Annotated in this window: 16 protein-coding genes; 6 read left to right on the forward strand and 10 right to left on the reverse strand. The window is 37.7% G+C overall.

Features of this window, described 5'->3' with window-relative positions; all coding sequences use genetic code 11:
• Positions 1-6: 6 nt before the first annotated feature.
• The gene (locus OLM56_RS02560; RefSeq protein WP_264528208.1) at positions 7-792 is read right to left on the reverse strand and encodes a hypothetical protein; all 786 of its coding nucleotides are present in this window, start codon (positions 790-792) and stop codon (positions 7-9) included.
• Here OLM56_RS02560 and OLM56_RS02565 point away from each other — a divergent pair.
• From OLM56_RS02565 to OLM56_RS02575, 3 genes are all read left to right on the forward strand, one after another.
• The gene (locus OLM56_RS02565) at positions 791-937 is read left to right on the forward strand and encodes a hypothetical protein (RefSeq protein WP_264528209.1); all 147 of its coding nucleotides are present in this window, start codon (positions 791-793) and stop codon (positions 935-937) included. The two genes, OLM56_RS02560 and OLM56_RS02565, sit on opposite strands and share 2 nt — an antisense overlap.
• A gap of 248 nt (positions 938-1,185) precedes the next feature.
• A complete protein-coding gene (locus OLM56_RS02570) occupies positions 1,186-1,866 on the forward strand; it encodes a ComF family protein (RefSeq protein ID WP_264528210.1) in 681 nt (226 codons plus the stop codon).
• A 90-nt stretch (positions 1,867-1,956) separates the two neighbouring features.
• Positions 1,957-3,555 carry an Ig-like domain-containing protein gene (locus OLM56_RS02575; protein ID WP_264528211.1) on the forward strand — a complete coding sequence of 533 codons (1,599 nt, stop codon included), beginning with the start codon at positions 1,957-1,959 and terminating at the stop codon, positions 3,553-3,555.
• A gap of 2 nt (positions 3,556-3,557) precedes the next feature.
• Here the strand turns inward: OLM56_RS02575 and OLM56_RS02580 are convergent, their stop codons facing one another.
• The 6 genes from OLM56_RS02580 to OLM56_RS02605 all read right to left on the reverse strand — a co-directional run bounded on the left by OLM56_RS02580 (position 3,558) and on the right by OLM56_RS02605 (position 12,020).
• The gene (locus OLM56_RS02580; protein ID WP_264528212.1) at positions 3,558-4,322 is read right to left on the reverse strand and encodes an amidohydrolase; all 765 of its coding nucleotides are present in this window, start codon (positions 4,320-4,322) and stop codon (positions 3,558-3,560) included.
• A gap of 53 nt (positions 4,323-4,375) precedes the next feature.
• Positions 4,376-7,138, reverse strand: coding sequence for a GH92 family glycosyl hydrolase (locus OLM56_RS02585; protein ID WP_264528213.1), 2,763 nt, complete (start codon positions 7,136-7,138; stop codon positions 4,376-4,378).
• 176 nt (positions 7,139-7,314) lie between these two features.
• Positions 7,315-8,076 carry a succinate dehydrogenase/fumarate reductase iron-sulfur subunit gene (locus tag OLM56_RS02590; protein ID WP_121375510.1) on the reverse strand — a complete coding sequence of 254 codons (762 nt, stop codon included), beginning with the start codon at positions 8,074-8,076 and terminating at the stop codon, positions 7,315-7,317.
• An 8-nt stretch (positions 8,077-8,084) separates the two neighbouring features.
• On the reverse strand, positions 8,085-10,094 hold the full coding sequence (locus tag OLM56_RS02595) for a fumarate reductase/succinate dehydrogenase flavoprotein subunit (protein ID WP_121375511.1): 2,010 nt from the start codon (positions 10,092-10,094) through the stop codon (positions 8,085-8,087).
• 14 nt (positions 10,095-10,108) lie between these two features.
• On the reverse strand, positions 10,109-10,939 hold the full coding sequence (locus OLM56_RS02600) for a succinate dehydrogenase cytochrome b subunit (RefSeq protein WP_264528214.1): 831 nt from the start codon (positions 10,937-10,939) through the stop codon (positions 10,109-10,111).
• Positions 10,940-11,168: 229 nt separating this feature from the next.
• Complete coding sequence (locus tag OLM56_RS02605; protein WP_264528215.1) at positions 11,169-12,020, reverse strand: ChaN family lipoprotein; 852 nt, start codon at positions 12,018-12,020, stop codon at positions 11,169-11,171.
• Positions 12,021-12,217: 197 nt separating this feature from the next.
• Here OLM56_RS02605 and OLM56_RS02610 point away from each other — a divergent pair, with 197 nt between their 5' ends.
• A complete protein-coding gene (locus OLM56_RS02610) occupies positions 12,218-13,573 on the forward strand; it encodes a hydroxymethylglutaryl-CoA synthase family protein (protein ID WP_264528216.1) in 1,356 nt (451 codons plus the stop codon).
• A 61-nt stretch (positions 13,574-13,634) separates the two neighbouring features.
• On the opposite strand, the gene OLM56_RS02615 is transcribed toward OLM56_RS02610, so the two are convergent.
• Together OLM56_RS02615 and OLM56_RS02620 are read right to left on the reverse strand one after the other, a co-directional pair.
• Positions 13,635-14,174 (reverse strand): hypothetical protein, encoded by a 540-nt coding sequence (locus tag OLM56_RS02615; RefSeq protein ID WP_264528217.1) that lies wholly within the window; start codon positions 14,172-14,174, stop codon positions 13,635-13,637.
• Positions 14,175-14,274: 100 nt separating this feature from the next.
• Positions 14,275-15,015, reverse strand: coding sequence for a LytTR family DNA-binding domain-containing protein (locus tag OLM56_RS02620; RefSeq protein ID WP_264528218.1), 741 nt, complete (start codon positions 15,013-15,015; stop codon positions 14,275-14,277).
• Positions 15,016-15,251: 236 nt separating this feature from the next.
• Between OLM56_RS02620 and OLM56_RS02625 the strand changes: the two genes are divergently transcribed.
• Together OLM56_RS02625 and OLM56_RS02630 are read left to right on the forward strand one after the other, a co-directional pair.
• The gene (locus OLM56_RS02625) at positions 15,252-16,544 is read left to right on the forward strand and encodes an aminopeptidase P family protein (RefSeq protein WP_264528219.1); all 1,293 of its coding nucleotides are present in this window, start codon (positions 15,252-15,254) and stop codon (positions 16,542-16,544) included.
• 126 nt (positions 16,545-16,670) lie between these two features.
• Complete coding sequence (locus OLM56_RS02630; RefSeq protein ID WP_121376240.1) at positions 16,671-17,453, forward strand: alpha/beta fold hydrolase; 783 nt, start codon at positions 16,671-16,673, stop codon at positions 17,451-17,453.
• Positions 17,454-17,473: 20 nt separating this feature from the next.
• Here OLM56_RS02630 and OLM56_RS02635 read toward each other — a convergent pair whose 3' ends face one another.
• Positions 17,474-20,230 carry a PD-(D/E)XK nuclease family protein gene (locus OLM56_RS02635; RefSeq protein ID WP_264528220.1) on the reverse strand — a complete coding sequence of 919 codons (2,757 nt, stop codon included), beginning with the start codon at positions 20,228-20,230 and terminating at the stop codon, positions 17,474-17,476.
• Positions 20,231-20,263: the final 33 nt, after the last annotated feature.

The raw sequence follows: 20,263 nt of genomic DNA on the forward strand, positions 1-20,263 counted from the left end.
GAAAGTTTAAAGGAGCAGAAGATTCGTATTTCCTATAAGATTTGCACCGGAAAATATATTGATATTGTAATTTCCTTTTATAAGATGCTGCTTGCCTGCTTCAATAAAAACACAAACATCGACATCATCTTTTTCGTAGTTGACACTTGTTTTTGCGCTATAAAAAAGTGTCTTGTTCTTGATTTCGACAGAGGCTTTATTTTTGCTTACGATATTGGCTTTCGGATTAATGATCTGGATAAATATTTCTTTCGCGCCTTTTTCGATTGCAGTATTTTCTCCAAGCGTAAAACAGACTTTAATCTGTTCTGTGTTTTTGGTTTTTTTGGTTTCCAGAATTTTTTCAGAAACAATCCTTATTCCTACTGCGCTTACATTGGAAGCCTTGAGTTTTCTTTTTTCTGCTTTTGAGTCAGGACTTGCCGTGATTTCCAACTCTAACTGGTTTATCTTGGCATTGAGCTTTTCGATTTCTCTTTTGTTGTTTTCAAAATCTTGCTGTTTTAGCTTCAAGATCGAATTCAATGTCTCTAGCTGCGTGCTTTTGGTGTCAGTTTCTTTGGTCAGCGTGGAAATGTTACTTTTAAGGATATTCAGCGAAGATTGGTAGCTGCTTTTGACGGAATCATCAATTTGCAAGGTTTGATTTTTTAGCTTTTCAATTTCTGCTTCTAATCGCAGGTTTTGTTGCAGTACTGCGTCATAACGCACTAAAATTTCACTAATCTCATTATTATGTGCCTTTTTATCAATAGCCATATTATGTGATAGGCTCTCTTTTTCTGTCTTCATGTCACATAATTTTACGGCAAGGATAGCTACCGTCAAGATGGATATTGTGGCGGTTATAGTTACAAAAGACAAAGCAGGCTTGAAAGGCATGGTTTCTAAAAATTTTCGTGAAATTAAACCAACAGCATATGCTTTCAAAAAATAATCGACTAACAGTTAATAAAAGGGCTTGACTAACAGTCTTTAACAGTATTGCATCCAAAATCACTTCTTTATATTTCTTAAAAAATTATTAAACAACACCATATCAAATACTTAAAATACAAAGCAATTAATCAAACAACTTTGCAGAATGTAAATTAGACTTTATAATCATCCGAAAAACTGAAACTATACGTCTTATTTATTTAAAAATTTTATACTTTTAAGCTACTCTATACAAACCAATTAAAAATGTTTAAAAGCCTATTCAACCTATTCTTCCCGCAATTATGCTTAGGCTGCGGTTCGTTTATTCAGTCGAATGAAAATGTAATTTGTACTTCCTGCCGACATGAATTGCCCTTGACCAATCATCATCTTGAGACCGAAAATGAAATAATCAAAAAGTTTTACGGCAGGATTCCTATTGAATTCGGAGCGGCCATGATTTATTTCCATAAAAGAGGAATCGTGCAAGAGCTGATTCATAATCTAAAATACCGAAGCCATCAGGAAATCGGTACTATGCTGGGACAATGGTATGCTGAAGATTTAAAAACTTTAGAAATTGCAAAAAATTTTAATGTTATAATCCCTGTGCCTTTGCATAAGAAACGGCTCAAGGAACGAGGCTACAATCAAGTAGAAGAGTTCGGCAGGGCATTAGCATCCATCTTGGCTATTGAATATGACGGCACTATCTTGCATCGGAATTTCCATACCAAAACACAGACTAAGAAAAGTTTTTTCGGGAGGACAGAAATCAAGAAAAATTTATTCGACGTAACCTTCACAGAGGCACACTACAACAAGCATTTTTTATTGATCGACGACGTCATCACCAGCGGCACGACGATTGAAGCGTGTGCCAAAGCATTGCTGAAAATTCCAGGAGCAAAAATCAGCATTGTGGCTATGGCGTATACGTATTAGCAATGAAAACCTTAGCTGCTGAAATATATTTTCGCAAAGATTTCGTTACCTCTAAATATAATTGTTATTTTGTACATAAATTATTTCCTGATGTTTAGAATTCGGTTTGCATTTTTATATATCATTTTAGCTCTATCGGTGGTGGGTTGCGCAAAAAGAGGCAATATTACCGGGGGCTTAAAAGACACTCTTCCTCCTGTACTTCGTTATAGTACGCCAAAAAATTTCAGTACGAATTTCAACGTAAAGGAAATCAAGATTACTTTTGACGAATATGTAAAAATCAAGGATGTAAACAAACAGCTGATTATTTCGCCGCCGATGAAATATCCGCCTATCGTTTCGCCTACGAATGCCAGCAAATTTATTACGATCAAAATCAAGGATACCTTACAGCCAAATACGACCTATAGCTTCAACTTCGGAAGCAGTATTCAAGACAATAACGAAAACAATCCGTACCAGCAATTCAAATATGTATTTTCGACGGGAAGCTATATCGATTCGCTTTCGTTGCAAGGCTTTATCAAAGATGCATATACAAAAGATGTCGAAAATTTTGTTTCGGTGATGTTATATGAAGTAAATGAAACGTTTACCGATTCTATCATCTACAAAGAAAATCCGAGATACATCACGAATACTTTGGACAGCCTCAAGACCTTCAAGCTAGAAAACCTAAAGGAAGGAAAATACCTGCTGGTTGCGATGAAAGACTACAACAATAACTTTAAGTTCAATCCGAACAAGGACAAGATCGCTTTCCATAAAGAGTTTGTTACTCTTCCTAATAACACTATTTACGAAATGGAGTTGTTTAACGAGCTTGTGCCATTTAAAGGATTAAAGCCGTATCAGGCTTCAAACAACAGAATCGTAGTTCCGTATGAAGGAGATTCAAAAAATGTCATGCTTACGCTAAAAAATGGAAGTCAGGAGCTCCCGATAAAAGTTACGCAGATGCCAAAAAAAGATTCTCTTCAGGTCTGGTTCAATCCGATAAAAACGGATTCTTTGAGCTTAAAAATAGACAAGGAGAGTTTTAGCAAGGAGTTTACCGTAAAAATCAAGAATCAGAAAAAAGACACGCTGAATTTCCAAGCGGTACAAAGCGGCACGTTGCATTTCCGCGACCGATTTACTGTCAATTCAACCCTTCCTTTGAGCAAAATTGACAATTCTAAAATAAAACTGATTAACAAGGATTCGATAGCAGTGCCTTTTACGACAGAATATGACGAATTTAATCAGGAAGTAAAAATCGATTTTGAAAAAGAGCCTTTGGAAAGCTATTCCATTACGGCATTTCCTGGCGCTTTTACAGACTATTTGGAACAAGCAAACGACACTTTGGATTACAAGCTCAAGACCCAAAATATTTCCGAATATGGGAATCTTCGAATACGATTACAGAATGTCAGACACTATCCTGTTATTGTAGAAATTACCAATTCCAAAGGGGAACTTATTGCCTCTGAATATTCCGACGGCAAGGATATCATTGATTTTATGGGACTGCAGCCTAATCTTTTTACGCTACGCGTAATTTATGACGAGAATAAAAACAAGATTTGGGATACCGGAAGCTATCTAGAAAAACGACAGCCCGAAGAAGTAATTTATTATCCTACTGCTATTGATGTCAGAGCCAATTGGGATGTAGACCAAACGGTAAATCTCGGCGATTGACGCTATACAATTTCGAAAGCATCTCTATCGTTAAGGAAACCGAACTTATGTCTGGCTTCCAGCATTACGTTTTTATCTAAATCGGCAATGAAAACACCTTCAGATTCTTCTGCATTTATAATGGTATTGCCTAAAAAATCTATGGCTTGCGAATGCCCTATATACTCATGTCCACTTTCATCAAAACCAATCCTGTTGACACCAAGCGTGTAGCACATATTTTCTACCGAACGTGCTTTTAACAAAATATCCCAAGCATTTGTACGTGGTTTTGGCCAATTGGCGACATACAAAAGCAAATCATAGTCTTCTGTATTTCTGGAAAAAACAGGAAAACGCAGATCGTAACAGATCATAGGACAGATTTTCCAGCCTTTATATTCTACGATTTGTTTTTCTTTTCCCGAAGTATAAATTTTTTCTTCTCCCGCTAATGAAAAAAGATGTCGCTTGTCATAATATTCAATTTTTCCTGATGGAAAAACAAAAATCAATCTGTTGTAATACTTTTCTTCTTCAGCAACAATAAGGCTTCCGGTAATGGCTGTGTTCTTATTTTTTGCGAGATCTTTTAGCTTCAAAATCGTTTCGCCTTCCATTGTTTCTGCCACATTTTTTGGATTCATTGTAAATCCTGTCGTGAACATTTCTGGAAGAATTATCAGATCTATTTCTTGCTCGATTGAATTAACTCTTTCTTCGAAATACTCACGATTAGCTTGTGGGTTTTCCCAAATCAAGGGAGCTTGGATTAAGGCTATTTTCATTTGTTAGTTTTAAAAAACCCTTTCAGAATTTAAAGCTCTGAAAGCGTTATAATTTATTTGATTGTTATTTCATCTATAAAAATAAAAGCATCACCGCCAAAACCTTGATGCCATTCTGGAAGCTTGCCATAATTGTACCCTTTGATTTTTACAAATCTAGCTTTGGTCGCCGGAATTACTGTCTTGAAATCAATGACTTGAACTTCTGTGTTTTTAGCGTCCAGCGTATTGTCAATTGTTTTAGCTAATTTGAAATTCAGGTTATCTTCTGAAGTATAGAATTCTACTTTTGTCGGCATCAAAATCCAAGCTCTTGAATCTTGCAAGAATCGGGCTGAAAACGACGTTACGTTTTGCATCTTGGTCAAATCTACAACAGCTTCGAAATCTTGTCCTTGATAGCCTTGCCAATCGCCTTTGCGCCAATTTTCATTTCCAAAAACACCATCGATCAGGCCTTCGTCACCGCCAGCATGATATTGCGGATTGTATTTTGATTTTATCTGGACAGTATAATTGTTGGGCTTTTTGATGAATGTAGCAGAAATCGTATCGCTTACGCTTCCTTGCCCATTGTCTGAGTAAAATTGTAGGTCTGATGTTTCGGTCAAAATCAATTCTTTTGTAAAAGCTTTAAAATTGCCATTGTTTACCTTGTAAAAATAGTTGGCAGTCTTGTCTGGAGAAGCGAAACGGACACTCATTTTTTCTTTAAACGATTTGCCTTGTGCTTCAATCACTGGAACTGGCGTAATTTTAGTGAAATTATCTTTTCCTGCTTTTGCCAGCACTTCTTTTAAATAGCCTTTTAGTGCACTTTTAGTAATGGTAAGTGATTCCTTATTTTCGAAATTGATTTTTATTTTTTCGTAATGCGGCTTAATTTTAATCCATTCGGCATTTCCTGGTGTCACGGCATAGATTCCCATTGAGCTTAAAACATACCAAGCACTCATCTGTCCACAATCTTCGTTGCCGATCAAACCGTCGGGCGTGTTTTTATAGAATTCATTCAAAATGTAATCTACTTTTTGCTGGGTCTTTTCTGGCTTTCCAATATAATTATATAGGTATGTCATATGATGGCTCGGTTCATTGCCATGCGCATATTGTCCGATTAGTCCCGTGACATCGACTTGTTCACGTCCCGTAGTTTTGCTTTCGCTATTGAACATTTCATCGAGTTTGGCTTCAAATTTTTCATTACCGCCATACGCCTCAATCATGCCCGGAATGTCTTGAAGCACGAAAAAAGAATACTGCCACGAATTGCCTTCGGTAAAATTATTATTGACTTCTCTTGGATCGAATGGCTTATCCCAGCCTCCATTTTTCTTTGGGTGCATAAAACCTGTTTCCCAATCAAAAATATTTTTCCAGTTTTGGGAGCGTTTCATAAAATAGTCATAGTCTGCTTTTTTGTTCAGTATTTTTGCCATCTGCGCAATACACCAATCGTCATAGGCATATTCCACAGTTTTGGAAACGCTTTCGTGTTCGTCATCGATACTGATGAAACCATTCTTTTTGTAAGCATCCAATCCCAAATGATCCAACATTGCAGAATGTTTTGCGGCCTCAAATGCTTTTTCATAATCAAAACCTTTGATTCCTTTTGCCATTGCATCTGCCATTACAGAAACGGAATGATAGCCAATCATACAATCGGTTTCATTAGAAGCGAGTTCCCAAACCGGCAATCTTCCGCCTTGTTCGTATTGCTTCAAAAAAGTATTGATGAAATCGGCCGTGCGCTTTTTATCAATCAAAGTATATAAAGGATGCGCGGCACGAAATGTATCCCAAAGCGAGAAAACCGAATAATAATCAAACCCTTCTGCTGTGTGAATTTCATTGTCTCTTCCGCGGTATTTTCCATCTAAATCTTGGGCGATATTGGGTTGCATCATCGTGTGATACAAAGCGGTGTAAAATATTGTTTTTTTATTTTTATCCGAAGATGTGACTTCGATTTTAGATAACTCTTTGTTCCAAAGTTGCTCTGCATCGGCTTTCGTTTTGTTAAAATCCCAATGGTTTATTTCTGACATATTGAGTTTTGCTCCTTCATAGGATGTTGGCGAAAGCGATACCTTTACTAAGATTTTCTCTCCCTTTTTAACTTGTCTTGAAAAACTAACGGCAACTTCAGAACCTCGATAAAATAATTCAAGTTTCGAATCTCCTTTCGATTTACTAACTTTCATCGGAAAATTAAATTCAATTCGGGCAAAAACATATTGATTACGGGCCCAAGCTTCGCTTCTTCGACAGATTTCAACTGTTTTATTATCTATAACTTTCACATCGCCATATAACAAATGATCGCGATGATTTAAATCTAAAATAATATTAGCTTGTCCAGAATTATTGAATGTATATTCGTGAAAACCAACACGAGTTGAAGTCGTCAATCGTACATCAATATTATGCTTGTCCAATTTCACCGAATAAAATCCAGCAGAAGCTTTTTCATTTTTATGGGAGAATTTTGAGGGATAGTTTTTATTGTCAAGACTTGGCACGCCCATTGTTGGCATCAGCATAATATCGCCAAAATCAGAGACTCCCGTTCCGTTTAAGTGCGTGTGTGAAAATCCGTAGATTATGGAGTCGTCAAAATGATAACCTGAACATCCGTCCCAGCTTCCGTCAATTCGGGTATCGGGAGAAAGCTGTACCATTCCAAAAGGCACAGTAGCGCCTGGAAACGTATGACCATGGCCGCCGGTTCCAATCATCGGGTTAACGTATTGCTGGTAATTTTGCGCAAAAGTGAAAGTCGAAATAAAAAATAACAGGGAGAAATATTTCATTTTATTGATTTTGGTTTCCAAATATAGGGAATATTTTGGGGGATGTGGCATCGAGATTTATAGCGCTTTATACAAAAAATGTACAAGTGATTGAAATACGAATTTCCACAAAATAAAAATGCATCTGAATACTAACAGATGCATTTTTTATTTTGCCTATCAGGCTTATTTTATGATTATTTGATACTTGCTACCAAATATTCTCTATTCATTCTTGCAATGTTTTCTAGAGAAATTCCTTTCGGGCATTCTACTTCGCAAGCTCCAGTATTCGTGCAGTTTCCGAAACCTTCTTCGTCCATTTGACGAACCATGTTTAGGACACGTTGTGTTGCTTCTACTTTTCCTTGTGGTAGCAAAGCGTATTGTGATACTTTTGCTCCAACGAAAAGCATAGCTGAACCGTTTTTACAAGTAGCTACGCAGGCTCCGCAACCGATACAAGCAGCGGCTTCAAAAGCACGATCTGCGTCGTGTTTAGGTACTGGCGTTGCATTAGCATCAATTGTGTTACCTGAAGTATTTACAGAGACAAATCCTCCAGCTTGCTGAATTCTGTCAAATGCGCTACGATCAACTACCAAATCTTTTACAACCGGGAAAGCCTTGCTTCTCCATGGTTCTACAAAAATGGTATCATTGTCTTTGAACATACGCATGTGCAACTGACACGTCGTGATTCCAGTGTCTGGACCGTGCGCTCTACCATTGATGAACAGCGAACACATTCCGCAGATTCCTTCACGACAATCGTGGTCAAAGGCAACAGGTTCTTTTCTTTCTGAAACCAATTGTTCGTTCAACTGATCCAGCATTTCAAGAAATGAGCTATCTGTTGAAACTTTATCTAATCTGTAGGTTTCGATTTTTCCTTTTTCTTTGGCATTTTTTTGGCGCCAAATTTTCAGGTTTATGTTTATAAATTTTGATGAAGCCATAGTTGTGATTATTTGTAATTACGAGCTGCAATTTTTATGAATTCATAATTCAGTTCTTCTTTGTGAAGCTCTTCTTTATTGATGTCGCTTCCGTGGTATTCCCATGCTCCGACAAACTTAAAGTTTTCGTCGTCACGAAGTGTTTCACCTTCAGCGTCTTGATATTCTTCACGGAAATGTCCTCCGCATGATTCTTTTCTTTGCAAAGCATCCATCGCCATCAATTGACCTAACTCCATGAAATCGGCCACTCTAAGTGCTTTTTCAAGCTCTGGATTCAATTCATCGGCACTTCCAGGAACATACACTTCTTTAAAGAATTCTTTGCGTAAAGCATCGATTTCCGCAACGGCTTCCGTAAGTCCTTGTTCATTTCTTCCCATCCCTACTTTATTCCACATGATGTCTCCTAAAGCTTTGTGGAAATGGTCAACTGATTTTGTACCATTATTGTTCAAGAAGAAATTGATCGAGTCTTTTACTTTTTTCTCAGCTTCGTCAAATTCTGGCGAATTAGTAGGAATCGTTCCGGTTCTGATTTCATCAGCAAGATAGTTTGAAACTGTATATGGCAATACGAAATATCCGTCGGCCAAACCTTGCATCAACGCAGAAGCACCCAAACGGTTAGCACCGTGGTCAGAGAAATTAGCTTCTCCAGCAACGAAACAACCTGGAATAGTAGACTGCAAGTTATAATCAACCCAAACACCGCCCATTGTATAGTGGACCGCAGGATAGATCTTCATTGGAGTTTCATACGGGTTTTCGTCTGTAATTTTTTCATACATCTGGAAAAGGTTACCGTATTTTTCTTCGATCCATTTTTTTCCTAATGAGATAACTTCTTCATCAGAAGGATTGTGATTTCCTTGCGCATAAGCGGTCTGACGGCCTTTGCTTTGAATTTCGGAAGCAAAATCAAGGTAAACACCTTCGTTAGTACTGTTTGCTTCAATTCCATAACCAGCATCGCAACGTTCTTTTGCTGCTCTTGACGCTACGTCACGAGGCACTAAATTTCCGAATGCAGGGTATCTTCTTTCTAAGTAATAATCTCTATCTTCTTCAGCAATCTGCGTCGGTTTTAATTTTCCGGCACGAATAGCTTCAGCATCTTCTTTCTTTTTAGGCACCCAGATTCTTCCTGAGTTACGCAACGATTCGGACATCAACGTCAGTTTTGACTGATTCGTCCCGTGAACCGGAATACAGGTTGGGTGAATCTGCACATAACATGGATTTGCGAAATAAGCTCCTTGTTTGTGGATTTTCCAAGCAGCAGTCACGTTACTTCCCATTGCATTCGTAGAAAGGAAATATACGTTTCCGTAACCTCCAGAAGCGATGATAACAGCATGCGCTGAGTGTCTTTCGATTTCTCCCGTAATTAGGTTACGAGCAATGATTCCTCTTGCTTTTCCGTCTACTTTTACCAAATCAAGCATTTCATGACGGTTGTACATCTTTACACGACCTAGACCAATTTGTCTTGACAAAGCAGAATAAGCTCCCAAAAGCAATTGCTGTCCGGTTTGTCCTGCCGCATAAAAAGTACGTTGTACTTGTGTTCCACCAAAAGAGCGGTTGTCAAGCAATCCGCCGTAATCACGTGCAAAAGGAACACCTTGCGCTACACATTGGTCAATAATATTTCCTGAAACTTCGGCAAGACGGTGAACGTTTGCTTCTCTAGCACGGTAATCGCCTCCTTTAATCGTATCGTAAAACAAGCGAAAAACACTATCGCCGTCGTTTTGGTAATTTTTAGCAGCATTGATACCTCCTTGTGCAGCAATCGAGTGAGCTCTTCGCGGCGAATCTTGGAAGCAAAATGCTTTAACATTATATCCCATTTCGCCTAAAGAAGCTGCAGCCGAAGCTCCTGCCAAACCGGTTCCAACTACAATAATATCTATTTTAGGCCTGTTATTAGGAGCCACCAATTTAAGATGGTCTTTATAGTCGGTCCATTTGTCTGATATATGTCCTTCTGGAATTTTAGAATCTAAACTCATATCTTGTTCGTGTGTTATTTAGCAAAAAAGTGAATATAAACAGGAATAATTGCAAACAAAAGGGGCACAATAATCGCGAATCCTTTTCCAAAACCTTTTATCAGTCCGTTATATTTTGGGTTATTTGCTCCTAAAGATTGGAATGCACTAGCAAAACCGTGTAATAAGTGGAATGCGAGCACAAACATAGCAATCACATATAGTATTGTTGCAATTAGGCCATATTTAGCATCTTTAAAAAATGCAAAGGTAATTTTGTGCAAATCCTTGTAACCTTCGCCAATTTTCACGTCGCCATCTTTCACATAGAAATTAGTCCTGTCTTTTATGACTATTTTTCCGCTTTCTATTTCTTCAAGAGGCATATAGCTTCCGTCTGTTTTTACGTATAATTGTTGTGAACCATATTCCGTTTTCAATTCAATAGTCTGCAACGGCATGTTTTTATCGAAGTGCATTACTGCCCAAAAGTTTACCATGTGTGTTACGATGAAAACCAAAATCAAGGTTCCCAAAACTGCCATATTTCTTGAGGCCCAAGCTGAATTTGCTGAAGAGTCTTCTTTTGCATATCTGATTGGTCTTGCCTTTCTGTTTTGAACCGTTAACATAATTCCATCAACAGCGTGAAAAAGAATTGAAATGTACGTCAGATAAGACAACAGTTTTACTACTGGGTTCGTAGTCATGAATAATGCATATTCATTAAAATGCAGTGCATCGCTAAAAATCAATTGCAAGTTTCCAGCTAAATGTCCTACCAAAAACAAGCATAAAAATAAACCTGTTAGAGCCATCCAGTACTTTTTCGCTAGCGATGACTTTAAGATTGCAGATTTTGCCATAAGAGTTGTTTGTGTGTTTTAAAAAATCACACAAAAATAAGGCATATTCAAATTAACTACAACCTTTTCGAACTATTTATAATCAGTATAAAGTGGATGCATTTTGCAGTAAATCAGGCGTAAAATTTCATTACCCATAATTTTACTGATGAATAATTATAAAAACAGAAATAAAACCTTAAAAAAGACAATTTAAATTAGCTAAAAATCAGTAGAAAAACAGCAAATCTTAGAATGTTTTGGTCATATCTTCGTCTACTACGATTATAAAATCAGCAAGGTTCAGGTTCTCTTTTTCGATTTTTGAGATGTCTTTTTGAGAAACTGTTGCGATTGTCATAATTTTCACGCTTGGCTTTTCGCGTTTGAGATACCAGTTTATGCCTTCAAAATTATCACTATGATACGTTCCGTTGTAGTGGATAAAAATGGTATTCGGCTGTAAATTTTTTGCAATAAAATACCCCATCGTCGCATCTTTGACGGCTTGCGCTTTTGGCATATTTTCACTGGCGTGGTCACCCATCATTTTCAGCATTTTCACATAACCCGGAAGATTTTTATCATACGCAATCGGAAGCGGCGCTATCCAAGTTTTTTCCTCAGCAGACAATTTATCTAACGCTTCAAAACCTTGCTTGTACACAAGACTTGCATACCTTCTTGGAATGTTAGCCGCCACGAAAGTCAGGTTTTTTGATTTTGCAAAATCTACTAACGGCTTGTAATCCGTTTTGTGGTTGTTCCAGAGTCTTGCCAACGTATCGAATGCTTTTTGGTTGATTTCGCCTTTTAAGTATTGATTCAGCTGTTTTTGATTATCCGCTTCGATCATTTCTGCACCTAGAACCAACTGTTTTTTCTCCGATAAATCTTTTGTAAATTCCAATTGAAGCCAATGCACAATGGAATTATCATGGTGTTCTCCAAACAAAACCACTTCGGCATTTTCTGACTCTTTGAGCATTTTTTTATAAGACGTTTTCTTTCCACTTTTAGTATATAACTGGTAGGGAAGTTTGTCTTGCGCAACTCCATTAAACGAAACCAAAAATGCAATTATGTAGAAAAAGTATTTCATTTCTTGAATTTTAAAAATCTTGCGCTAAAATAGCCATAAATCAGCCGATAGCAAAACTAAAATTATCGAATTGCTAATTTATCGAAACGTTTATTTTTAAATCGATAAAAATCAAATTTTGACCTGTTTTATACAGCAAAAAGCCTCTTTTTTAAGATTCAGAACTCTAATTTTAGCATCCGAAATTTAAGCTAAAAATGAAAACAGGAATTGATGCTATTGCTTTTGACATCGCAAAAACACACTTGCCTATTAAAACGCTGGCAAACGCGAGAAATATAGAACCTGAAAAGTTAGAAAAAGGCTTGGGCCTGATTAAAATGACCTTGCCAGACACGTATCAAGATGCTGTGGTTTTTGGGGCCAATGCGTTGACCAAATTAATTCAGGAAAATGCTATTGATTTGTCTGAAATAGCCCGAATTTATGTCGGAACTGAAAGCGGCATCGACAGTTCTAAACCTATTGCTTCATTCTTGTTGTCTCTGATGGAAGAAAAATTTGGAGCCGATTTGCTAGCAGAATGCGATGCTGTCGATTTTACTTTTGCCTGTATTGGCGGCGTTGATGCCTTACAGAATTGCCTTGATTTTATTCGGTTAAATCCCGAAAAGAAAGCGATTGTTGTTACGACCGATATTGCAAAATACGACTTGAATTCTACGGGAGAATATACGCAAGGAGCTGGCGCTTTGGCAATGCTGGTTACTTCCAACCCAAAAATTATTGCTTTTGAAAATAATTGGGCAACGAGCAGCAAAGGTGTTTTTGATTTTTTTAAGCCATACAGAACACTTTCAAAATCAGAAATTACCGGAAACTCAGCCAACGAGCCTTGGCATGAAAATCTCGAAAACGAAATTGAAATTCACAAGGAACAGCCTGTTTTTGACGGACAGTATTCAAACCAATGTTATATGGACCGAACTCGAAATGCTTACTTTTCATTCAAGAAATTAAAAAATACTGACGAAACCCTTTACAATTCTTGGGAAAGCATCATTATGCACCTGCCCTATGCTTTTCAAGGGCGAAGGATGCTTTCGGAAATTTATGCCTTGGATGCTAAAGTTTTATCAGGAAATGAATCTGCTTCTGACTACCAAAACAAACTTAAAGAAATCAGCAAGTCTGAAGACTATAAAAATTTTGTAAGTCAAAAATTGCTTCCTGCAGAACTGGCTTCTTCATTGATTGGAAACTTGTATACGGGTTCTATTTTTATGGGACTGCTGTCAACCTTGGCACATTTCCACGATTCTGAAAAAGAAATTTCAGGAAAGACATTTGGATTCTTAGCCTACGGAAGCGGCTCCAAATCGAAAGTATTTGAAGGCAGGATTCAACCCGAATGGAAAACGCAAATTTCAAAAGTCAGACTATTTGAAACTTTGCAAGGAAGCCAAGAAATAGATTTTGAAACCTATGAGAAACTTCACAAAAAAGAACAAAAACAAAGCATAAGAACTCCTAAAAACGAATGGATTTTGGAAAGGATAGAAAAAGAAATCCCATGTTTAATCGGTTCTCGATATTATAAATGGATTGGGTAAGCTATTTCAAATCCGAAGCCTAAAAGCCTTCGGATTTTTTATATTAGAATCTTGGCATTACTTATTTCTTTCTATATAAAAGCAAACCCAGCCCTAAAACAAAAAACAGGCAACCCAACAACATATAAATTCCATCTTTCAAGACAAAAAACGAAAAACCTATTGCTACCGAACCCATGACAACCATTAAAACAGCTATAAAATAAGTTTTTATAAAATTTAAAGCGTGCATTGACAAACCAATAAACAGCAAGGACGGACCAATAACAATAAAAGGATAAAAAAGAGATGGCGTATTCCTAATCTGATAACTCAATTCAGCTTTCGCATTATCATTATACTCAAAACTCCACATAATAAAATCGATTGTGCAAAGACCAATATGCGCAATTACACCTAGAGTTGTTAGAATCGAAGCAAACGAATTTAATTTATTCTTAGGAAACACATAATTAAATGACAATAACAAACAGGCTCCAATTAAGTTAAACCAATGCGCAAAATCGATTGGTTCGTGAAAGCTGGGCAAAATGTTAGCAAAGAATAAATAGCTGATAAAGAAAAATAATAATCCGATGACGCAGAAATGTTTTGTTTTCATAATTAATTTAAAATTGTTGAAACAAAACTAAAATGAAAAATTAGCGCAACTACTGGATTTATTGACTTAGGTATAAAACTCATCGTTTTAGGTACGGAAATTATAACGTCAACAAAGTTTCTTTATAATTTTTAGAAACCGGAAGTTCGATTTGAGTAAGAACAATTGTATTTTGATTTCTCCAAGATTTAAAATGAATTGGATTTATCAAATGAGAACGATGTATTTGCATTAAAAAACCAAGATCTTCCTTCACTTTTTTCAGCGAATTTCGAATCAATTTTGAAGTAAGCTTGCCATTTTCAATATAAAAAATCTCTACATAATTTTGGGCATTAGAAATACAAACTAAATCAGATTGGTTGATTTTTAAAACATCTAATTTGTTTTCTCCTTTTATGGTTAAGATATCCTCTTTTATTGGAATAAGTTTCATTAAATATCTTCTTGCTAGAATAATCACTGGAGTTAAGATCAAGACAACTTTAATAAATATTACAGAAAAGAATACTGCAAAACTATATCCCCCTTTTAAAATTGGGCTTTTATAATAGGCATAAATAATGATCAAATAAATCAAATGAAAAAATAAAATACTTCCAGTTTCTAAACCGATATTCCATTTTGCTATTCTTTCATAAATGCTTTTTTGAATCACCGCAAGAATTCCGTAACATAAAAAGGCCAATACGCTAAATCCAATACTTATTAAAATCCATGACCGAAAATTTAAAGTTCCGTCATCAAAAGGCTTTATGATAAAGGCAAAAATGAAAATCCACAAACTGAGTAGTAAACCTACTATCAGATTATATTTTATGGATGGATTTAGCTTTTGCATTTTCTAATTAGAATCTTTACTATGACGAATATACAAAAGAGGAATTTAACCAATCCTTTTTCATGAAACCAAGATTCATGTGAAGGACGCCAAAAAATTTTATAGCGTTCAATTCCAATTAAATGCTTTTTTAATCTGCATACAAAAACAATTAAGAAACTTTAATAAATCAATCTTATGTCGCTTCTGCAAAAAAACAGTAATTTTGAAATCGAAGTTCAAAAAACGAAATTATTATGAAATACCATCAAATAGACCGCCAGCTTTTTATCAAAAATCGCCAAAAGTTTACGGCTCAAATGAAGCCAAATAGTGTTGCCATCTTTAATTCTAATGATATTTATCCAGTTTCCGCAGACAGTACTTTACCTTTTGCACAACACCGCGACATCTTTTATTTGAGCGGCGTTGACCAAGAAGAAAGCATTCTGTTGCTTTTTCCGGATGCTCCTTACGAGAATTTAAAAGAAATCCTTTTCCTGAAAGAAACCAGCGAGCACATTGCCATCTGGGAAGGCGAAAAACTGACTAAAGAAAGGGCTTTTGAGGTTTCTGGAATCAAGACCGTAATCTGGTTGCAAGATTTCAACAAGACTTTGAAGGAAATCATGGCCTATTCTGATACGATATACATCAACACGAACGAGCATTACCGTGCTACGATTGAAACAGAGACTCGCGAGGCGCGTTTTGTAAAATGGTGGAAAGAAAATTATCCAGCTCATAAAGTCGAAAAGTCCAATCCAATCTTACAGCGCTTGCGTTCTGTGAAAGAAAGCGAAGAAATCGACTTGATCCAGCATGCCTGCAACATTACAGAAAAAGGTTTTAGAAGATTGCTTTCTTTTGTAAAACCTAATGTGATGGAGTATGAAATTGAAGCAGAATTGATTCATGAATTCGTCAGAAACCGTTCCAAAGGTTTTGCGTATACGCCGATTATCGCTTCTGGAAACAATGCGAACGTTTTGCATTATATCGAAAACAACCAGCAATGCAAGGCCGGCGATTTGATACTGCTTGATGTTGCTGCAGAATATGCAAATTATTCGAGCGATTTGTCTAGGACTATTCCTGTTTCTGGAAAATATACAGACAGACAAAAAGCCGTTTATAATGCTGTTTTGAGAGTCAAAAACGAAGCTACAAAAATGCTGGTACCGGGAACACTTTGGAAACAATATCACGTAGAAGTCGGCAAACTGATGACTTCTGAATTGTTAGGCTTGGGACTTATCGACAAAGCGGATGTGCAAAACGAAAATCCGGACTGGCCTGCTTACAAAAAATATTTCATGCACGGAACTTCCCACCATATGGGATTGGACACGCATGACTACGGATTGCTTCACGAACCAATGCAGGCAAACATGGTGTTTACCGTTGAGCCTGGAATTTACATTCCTGCAGAAGGTTTCGGAATTCGTCTTGAGGATAATGTTGTCGTTCAAGAAAACGGCGAGCCGTTCAACTTGATGCGCAATATTCCTATTGAGATTGAGGAAATCGAAAGTTTGATGAACGAATAAAATTGCAGATTTTTGATTGCAGATTTAGAAAACGGCTTGCGGATTGCAGGCCGTTTTTATTTTATATTTTAAAGAAGCTTTTGCTAAGGAACATAATCCTTATTTTTGCAGGACAAAACAAAAGCTTTGAAAGAGATCATCTACAAAAACACAAAAATTTCGTATTCGGATTCCGGAAAGGGAACAGCTATCGTATTCCTCCATGGTTTTTTGGAAAACAGTACGATGTGGGATTATTTTGTTCCTGATTTTTCTAAGAAATACCGCATTATCGCTATCGATTTGTTAGGCCACGGCCAAACCGAGCCGCTAGGTTATGTACATTCTATGGAAGACAATGCCGATGCCGTGCATGCCGTCTTATCTGAATTGAAAATCCGGAAAGCACTATTTGTGGGGCATTCTATGGGCGGCTATGTGGCTTTAGCTTTTGCCGAATTGTATCCTGACAACGTCAAAGGAATTGTCTTGCTTAATTCGACTTCAAGGGCTGATAGCGACGAACGGAAAGCCAATCGCGACCGCGCTATCAAAGCGGTAAAGCAGAACTATACTAACTTCGTAAGGCTGTCTATCGCCAATCTGTTCAGCGAAAACAATCGCGAAAGGTTAGCTTCAGAAATTGAAAGCGTAAAAGAGGAGGCTCTGAAGACGCCGCTTCAAGGGATCGTTGCTTCTTTGGAAGGAATGAAAATACGCAAGGATCGGGAAGTCATCTTGCATTTTGCGCCCTATCCTATCCTATTGGTCTTGGGAAAAAACGATCCGGTATTGAATTACGAAGAAAGTCTTGACCAGATAGAGAATACTTCTGCTAAACTGCTTACTTTTCCCGACGGGCATATGAGTCCGATTGAAAACCGAGAGGAACTGAAAAAAGAGCTGACTGCTTTCTTTAAAAGCATCTAAAAACACTACGCTTTTAGAAATTAGATTTTTTCTTGGAACGGAATGTCCTTATCTAAGATTTCGTTTAACAGCAAGACTAATTGCTCGATGTAATTTCCTGAAATAGTATCATCTACAACTGAAATTTCGGTCCTGTCTTCCTTGAAATTAAAAGGAAGGAAGCCTGATTTTAAATTCTTAAACGATAGGATGCCGACTTCCATTTCTTGGCCTTGCAGATGGGGCGCATACATAAAGGCATAAGCCAATACCTGAATGATCTTGTCGTTCTTGATTTCTGAGGTTAATTTGTCCCATTGCTTCAACGATACTTCTTTACCGTCTACTTTTCCGGTCTTATAGTCGATAATCCTGATTTTTCCGTTGCGTTGTTCGATCCTATCCACATTTCCCTTAATCAATACCGGAAACGGCAGTTTTGGATGTTCTAACAGTCTTTCATAGGTTTTTTCTAGAGCGATTATCTTTACGGCATCACCATTTTCGATTTCCTGTAATTCTAGTTTCAGAAAGTTAAGGACATTTCTTTTGGCTACTTCAAAGGCCAGCAGGTTTCTGCCTTTTTTGATTTCACCTTCTTTATAGACGATCTTGAACTGCTTCAATACCTCATCATCAATCTGCTTGATGCAGTTTTTGATATCTTCTGCGGATAGGAATTTATCAATAAAAGGCTCATACAAGACACGCAGGGTTTCGTGTATGATTGTCCCAAGGGTATTTAAGGCAATGTTTTCTTCGACTTCTTCCACTTCTCGTATGCGCAGGATCTTCTGCATATAGAACTGGATCGGATTTCGGATATAGCTGGTCAAGGCCGATGGTGAAAAACCGTTAACGGCAATTTCTTTCAAGCGCGACATGACACTTTCTGATTTCGGAATTACAATTGGCTTGTAGGCGATATCGGGCAAAGCAGCATTATAAATTTCGTGGGTAAGCGTGTGGTTTTTCTGCTTTTCAACTTCGAGCTGGGTTATGAAGCGGCTTTTTTCTCCGCCGTCCAAGCCTTCGCTTTCTGTATTGTACAGCAGGTAGATATTTTTTGCTCGTTGCAGCAAATGGTAAAAGTGATAGGTATAAATCGCGTCTTTTTCTTTAAACGTCGGCAGTCCCAATTCGCGTTTTACGTCATACGGAATGAAGGAGTTTTGTGATTTCCCGGCAGGGAACTTTCCTTCGTTCATCGACGTGACGATTACGGTATCGAAATCCAATACGCGGCTTTCGAGCACTCCCATAATCTGCAATCCGTTGAGCGGTTCTCCTTCAAAAGAGACTTCGGCAAGGTCGATAATCTGCTTATAGACGGCAAATAGCGTTTCTATCGTATCGATATGCTGATGTCTGGAGTAATAGTTCATCAGCTTGTTGATGACCTTGAAAATGGAATAGACAAAGGCTTTGGTAATTTTCTCTTCGTCGTTGTCGTTGCTCAGATTGGACTTGATCTGCAGCAGCAGGCTTGAAATCGTCTCGAGCACTTGCATCGAACCGTGCTCCCATTTTTGGAATAGCAATAGAAAGAGCGTGCTTTGGTTCGGACTCAGTTCCAAAAGCTTGTTATGGGTAATAAACGTATAGTTGTTTTGGTTTATGATGTTCACCAAAGCGGCGGCTTGGGCATAGGGTTCTACCAAAGGGTGCGTCAGAATATCTAAAACATCTTTGTAGTAGAAGACATAGCTGCTCGGGTTTCTTGATAGCGCATTTGAATGCAGCTTGAAGAGTTTTGCTACCAGAATCTGGGCGGGATTGTTCTTTCCGGAGTATCCCATCGTGATGTTCAAGGCTTCAACTGATGCCGGCAATGCATAAAGTAACGGTACCAGAAGGTTTTCTTCGCCTAAGACAATTGCTGTCTTGTTAAGGGAACTTTCGCGCTGTGCGTGTTTTTCGATTATGCTCCCGGCAATCTTGGCTTGGCCAATGGTTTTTGGCGTTCCGATGATCTGGATGTTTTTAGGCTCTGAAAAGTCTTTTACGATCCATTCGAAAGGATTGGCCTTATAATGCTTCCAGCTTTCTTTAAACCGTCTCAAAAACAGTCCTGCGTCATGAAACGGATCGTTTAGGAATGCTTCGTCTGCATCCCAAAAGATTTTTGCCTTATCGGTGACCAAAAGGTGCTGTACTATTTTTTCTTCGGAGGCATTGAGGGCATTGAAACCAGAAAAAAGAAATTCTTTATTTCCGATTGCATTTGAAAAATGGTTTAGGTTTTTGACAGCTTCTCTATAGATCAGGCCTTGGTAGCCGATTCCCTTGTTTAAAAGATGTCCGTATAAGGCTTCGTAGTAAACTGGCAGCAGGTTCCAGAACTGTAGATAATTATCAATCATCGTGGTTCTTTTTTCGGCATCGACCGACCAGTGCTTGATGTCTTCGATGTCTTTGAGGTACGAAAGGACGTGGCTGGGCTCTAACAGATACCTGTCTATTTCATTGAAATCCTGTAACAGGGTTTTTGCCCAATTGGCAAAGAGCTCAAAGGGCTGTTGTTTTTCTTTGTCGGTAATCTCGATATAAATTTCGTAGAATTCGAAGACCAGTTCAATGCTATCGACCGAGCGTATTCCTGCAATGTCTTGGATAAAGTCTTCGATGCTGATGATCTGCGGCGCAAATATGGTATTCTGGGTCTTCTTCCTGAGGGCTTCAATCAAAAAGACCTTGGCTCTTTTATTGGGCAGTACCACGACCAAGTCGGATAATTTGTCATTATAGCCATCGATTATCGTGGACGCTATTTTGTCTAAAAACGTAGTCTCTGCCATAGGATAAAAATAAAAAAACGCCCCGATAAATCG

Source organism: Flavobacterium sp. N2550 (assembly GCF_025947265.1).
Lineage (GTDB): Bacteria > Bacteroidota > Bacteroidia > Flavobacteriales > Flavobacteriaceae > Flavobacterium > Flavobacterium endophyticum.

What these genes read in the sequence shown, in the direction of transcription:
- OLM56_RS02565 (WP_264528209.1), top strand. Translation starts at nt 791, where the DNA reads ATGTCACATAATTTTACGGCAAGGATAGCTACCGTCAAGATGGATATT.
- OLM56_RS02560 (WP_264528208.1), bottom strand. Translation starts at nt 792, where the DNA reads ATGAAGACAGAAAAAGAGAGCCTATCACATAATATGGCTATTGATAAA.
- OLM56_RS02570 (WP_264528210.1), top strand. Translation starts at nt 1,186, where the DNA reads ATGTTTAAAAGCCTATTCAACCTATTCTTCCCGCAATTATGCTTAGGC.
- OLM56_RS02575 (WP_264528211.1), top strand. Translation starts at nt 1,957, where the DNA reads ATGTTTAGAATTCGGTTTGCATTTTTATATATCATTTTAGCTCTATCG.
- OLM56_RS02580 (WP_264528212.1), bottom strand. Translation starts at nt 4,322, where the DNA reads ATGAAAATAGCCTTAATCCAAGCTCCCTTGATTTGGGAAAACCCACAA.
- OLM56_RS02585 (WP_264528213.1), bottom strand. Translation starts at nt 7,138, where the DNA reads ATGAAATATTTCTCCCTGTTATTTTTTATTTCGACTTTCACTTTTGCG.
- OLM56_RS02590 (WP_121375510.1), bottom strand. Translation starts at nt 8,076, where the DNA reads ATGGCTTCATCAAAATTTATAAACATAAACCTGAAAATTTGGCGCCAA.
- OLM56_RS02595 (WP_121375511.1), bottom strand. Translation starts at nt 10,094, where the DNA reads ATGAGTTTAGATTCTAAAATTCCAGAAGGACATATATCAGACAAATGG.
- OLM56_RS02600 (WP_264528214.1), bottom strand. Translation starts at nt 10,939, where the DNA reads ATGGCAAAATCTGCAATCTTAAAGTCATCGCTAGCGAAAAAGTACTGG.
- OLM56_RS02605 (WP_264528215.1), bottom strand. Translation starts at nt 12,020, where the DNA reads ATGAAATACTTTTTCTACATAATTGCATTTTTGGTTTCGTTTAATGGA.
- OLM56_RS02610 (WP_264528216.1), top strand. Translation starts at nt 12,218, where the DNA reads ATGAAAACAGGAATTGATGCTATTGCTTTTGACATCGCAAAAACACAC.
- OLM56_RS02615 (WP_264528217.1), bottom strand. Translation starts at nt 14,174, where the DNA reads ATGAAAACAAAACATTTCTGCGTCATCGGATTATTATTTTTCTTTATC.
- OLM56_RS02620 (WP_264528218.1), bottom strand. Translation starts at nt 15,015, where the DNA reads ATGCAAAAGCTAAATCCATCCATAAAATATAATCTGATAGTAGGTTTA.
- OLM56_RS02625 (WP_264528219.1), top strand. Translation starts at nt 15,252, where the DNA reads ATGAAATACCATCAAATAGACCGCCAGCTTTTTATCAAAAATCGCCAA.
- OLM56_RS02635 (WP_264528220.1), bottom strand. Translation starts at nt 20,230, where the DNA reads ATGGCAGAGACTACGTTTTTAGACAAAATAGCGTCCACGATAATCGAT.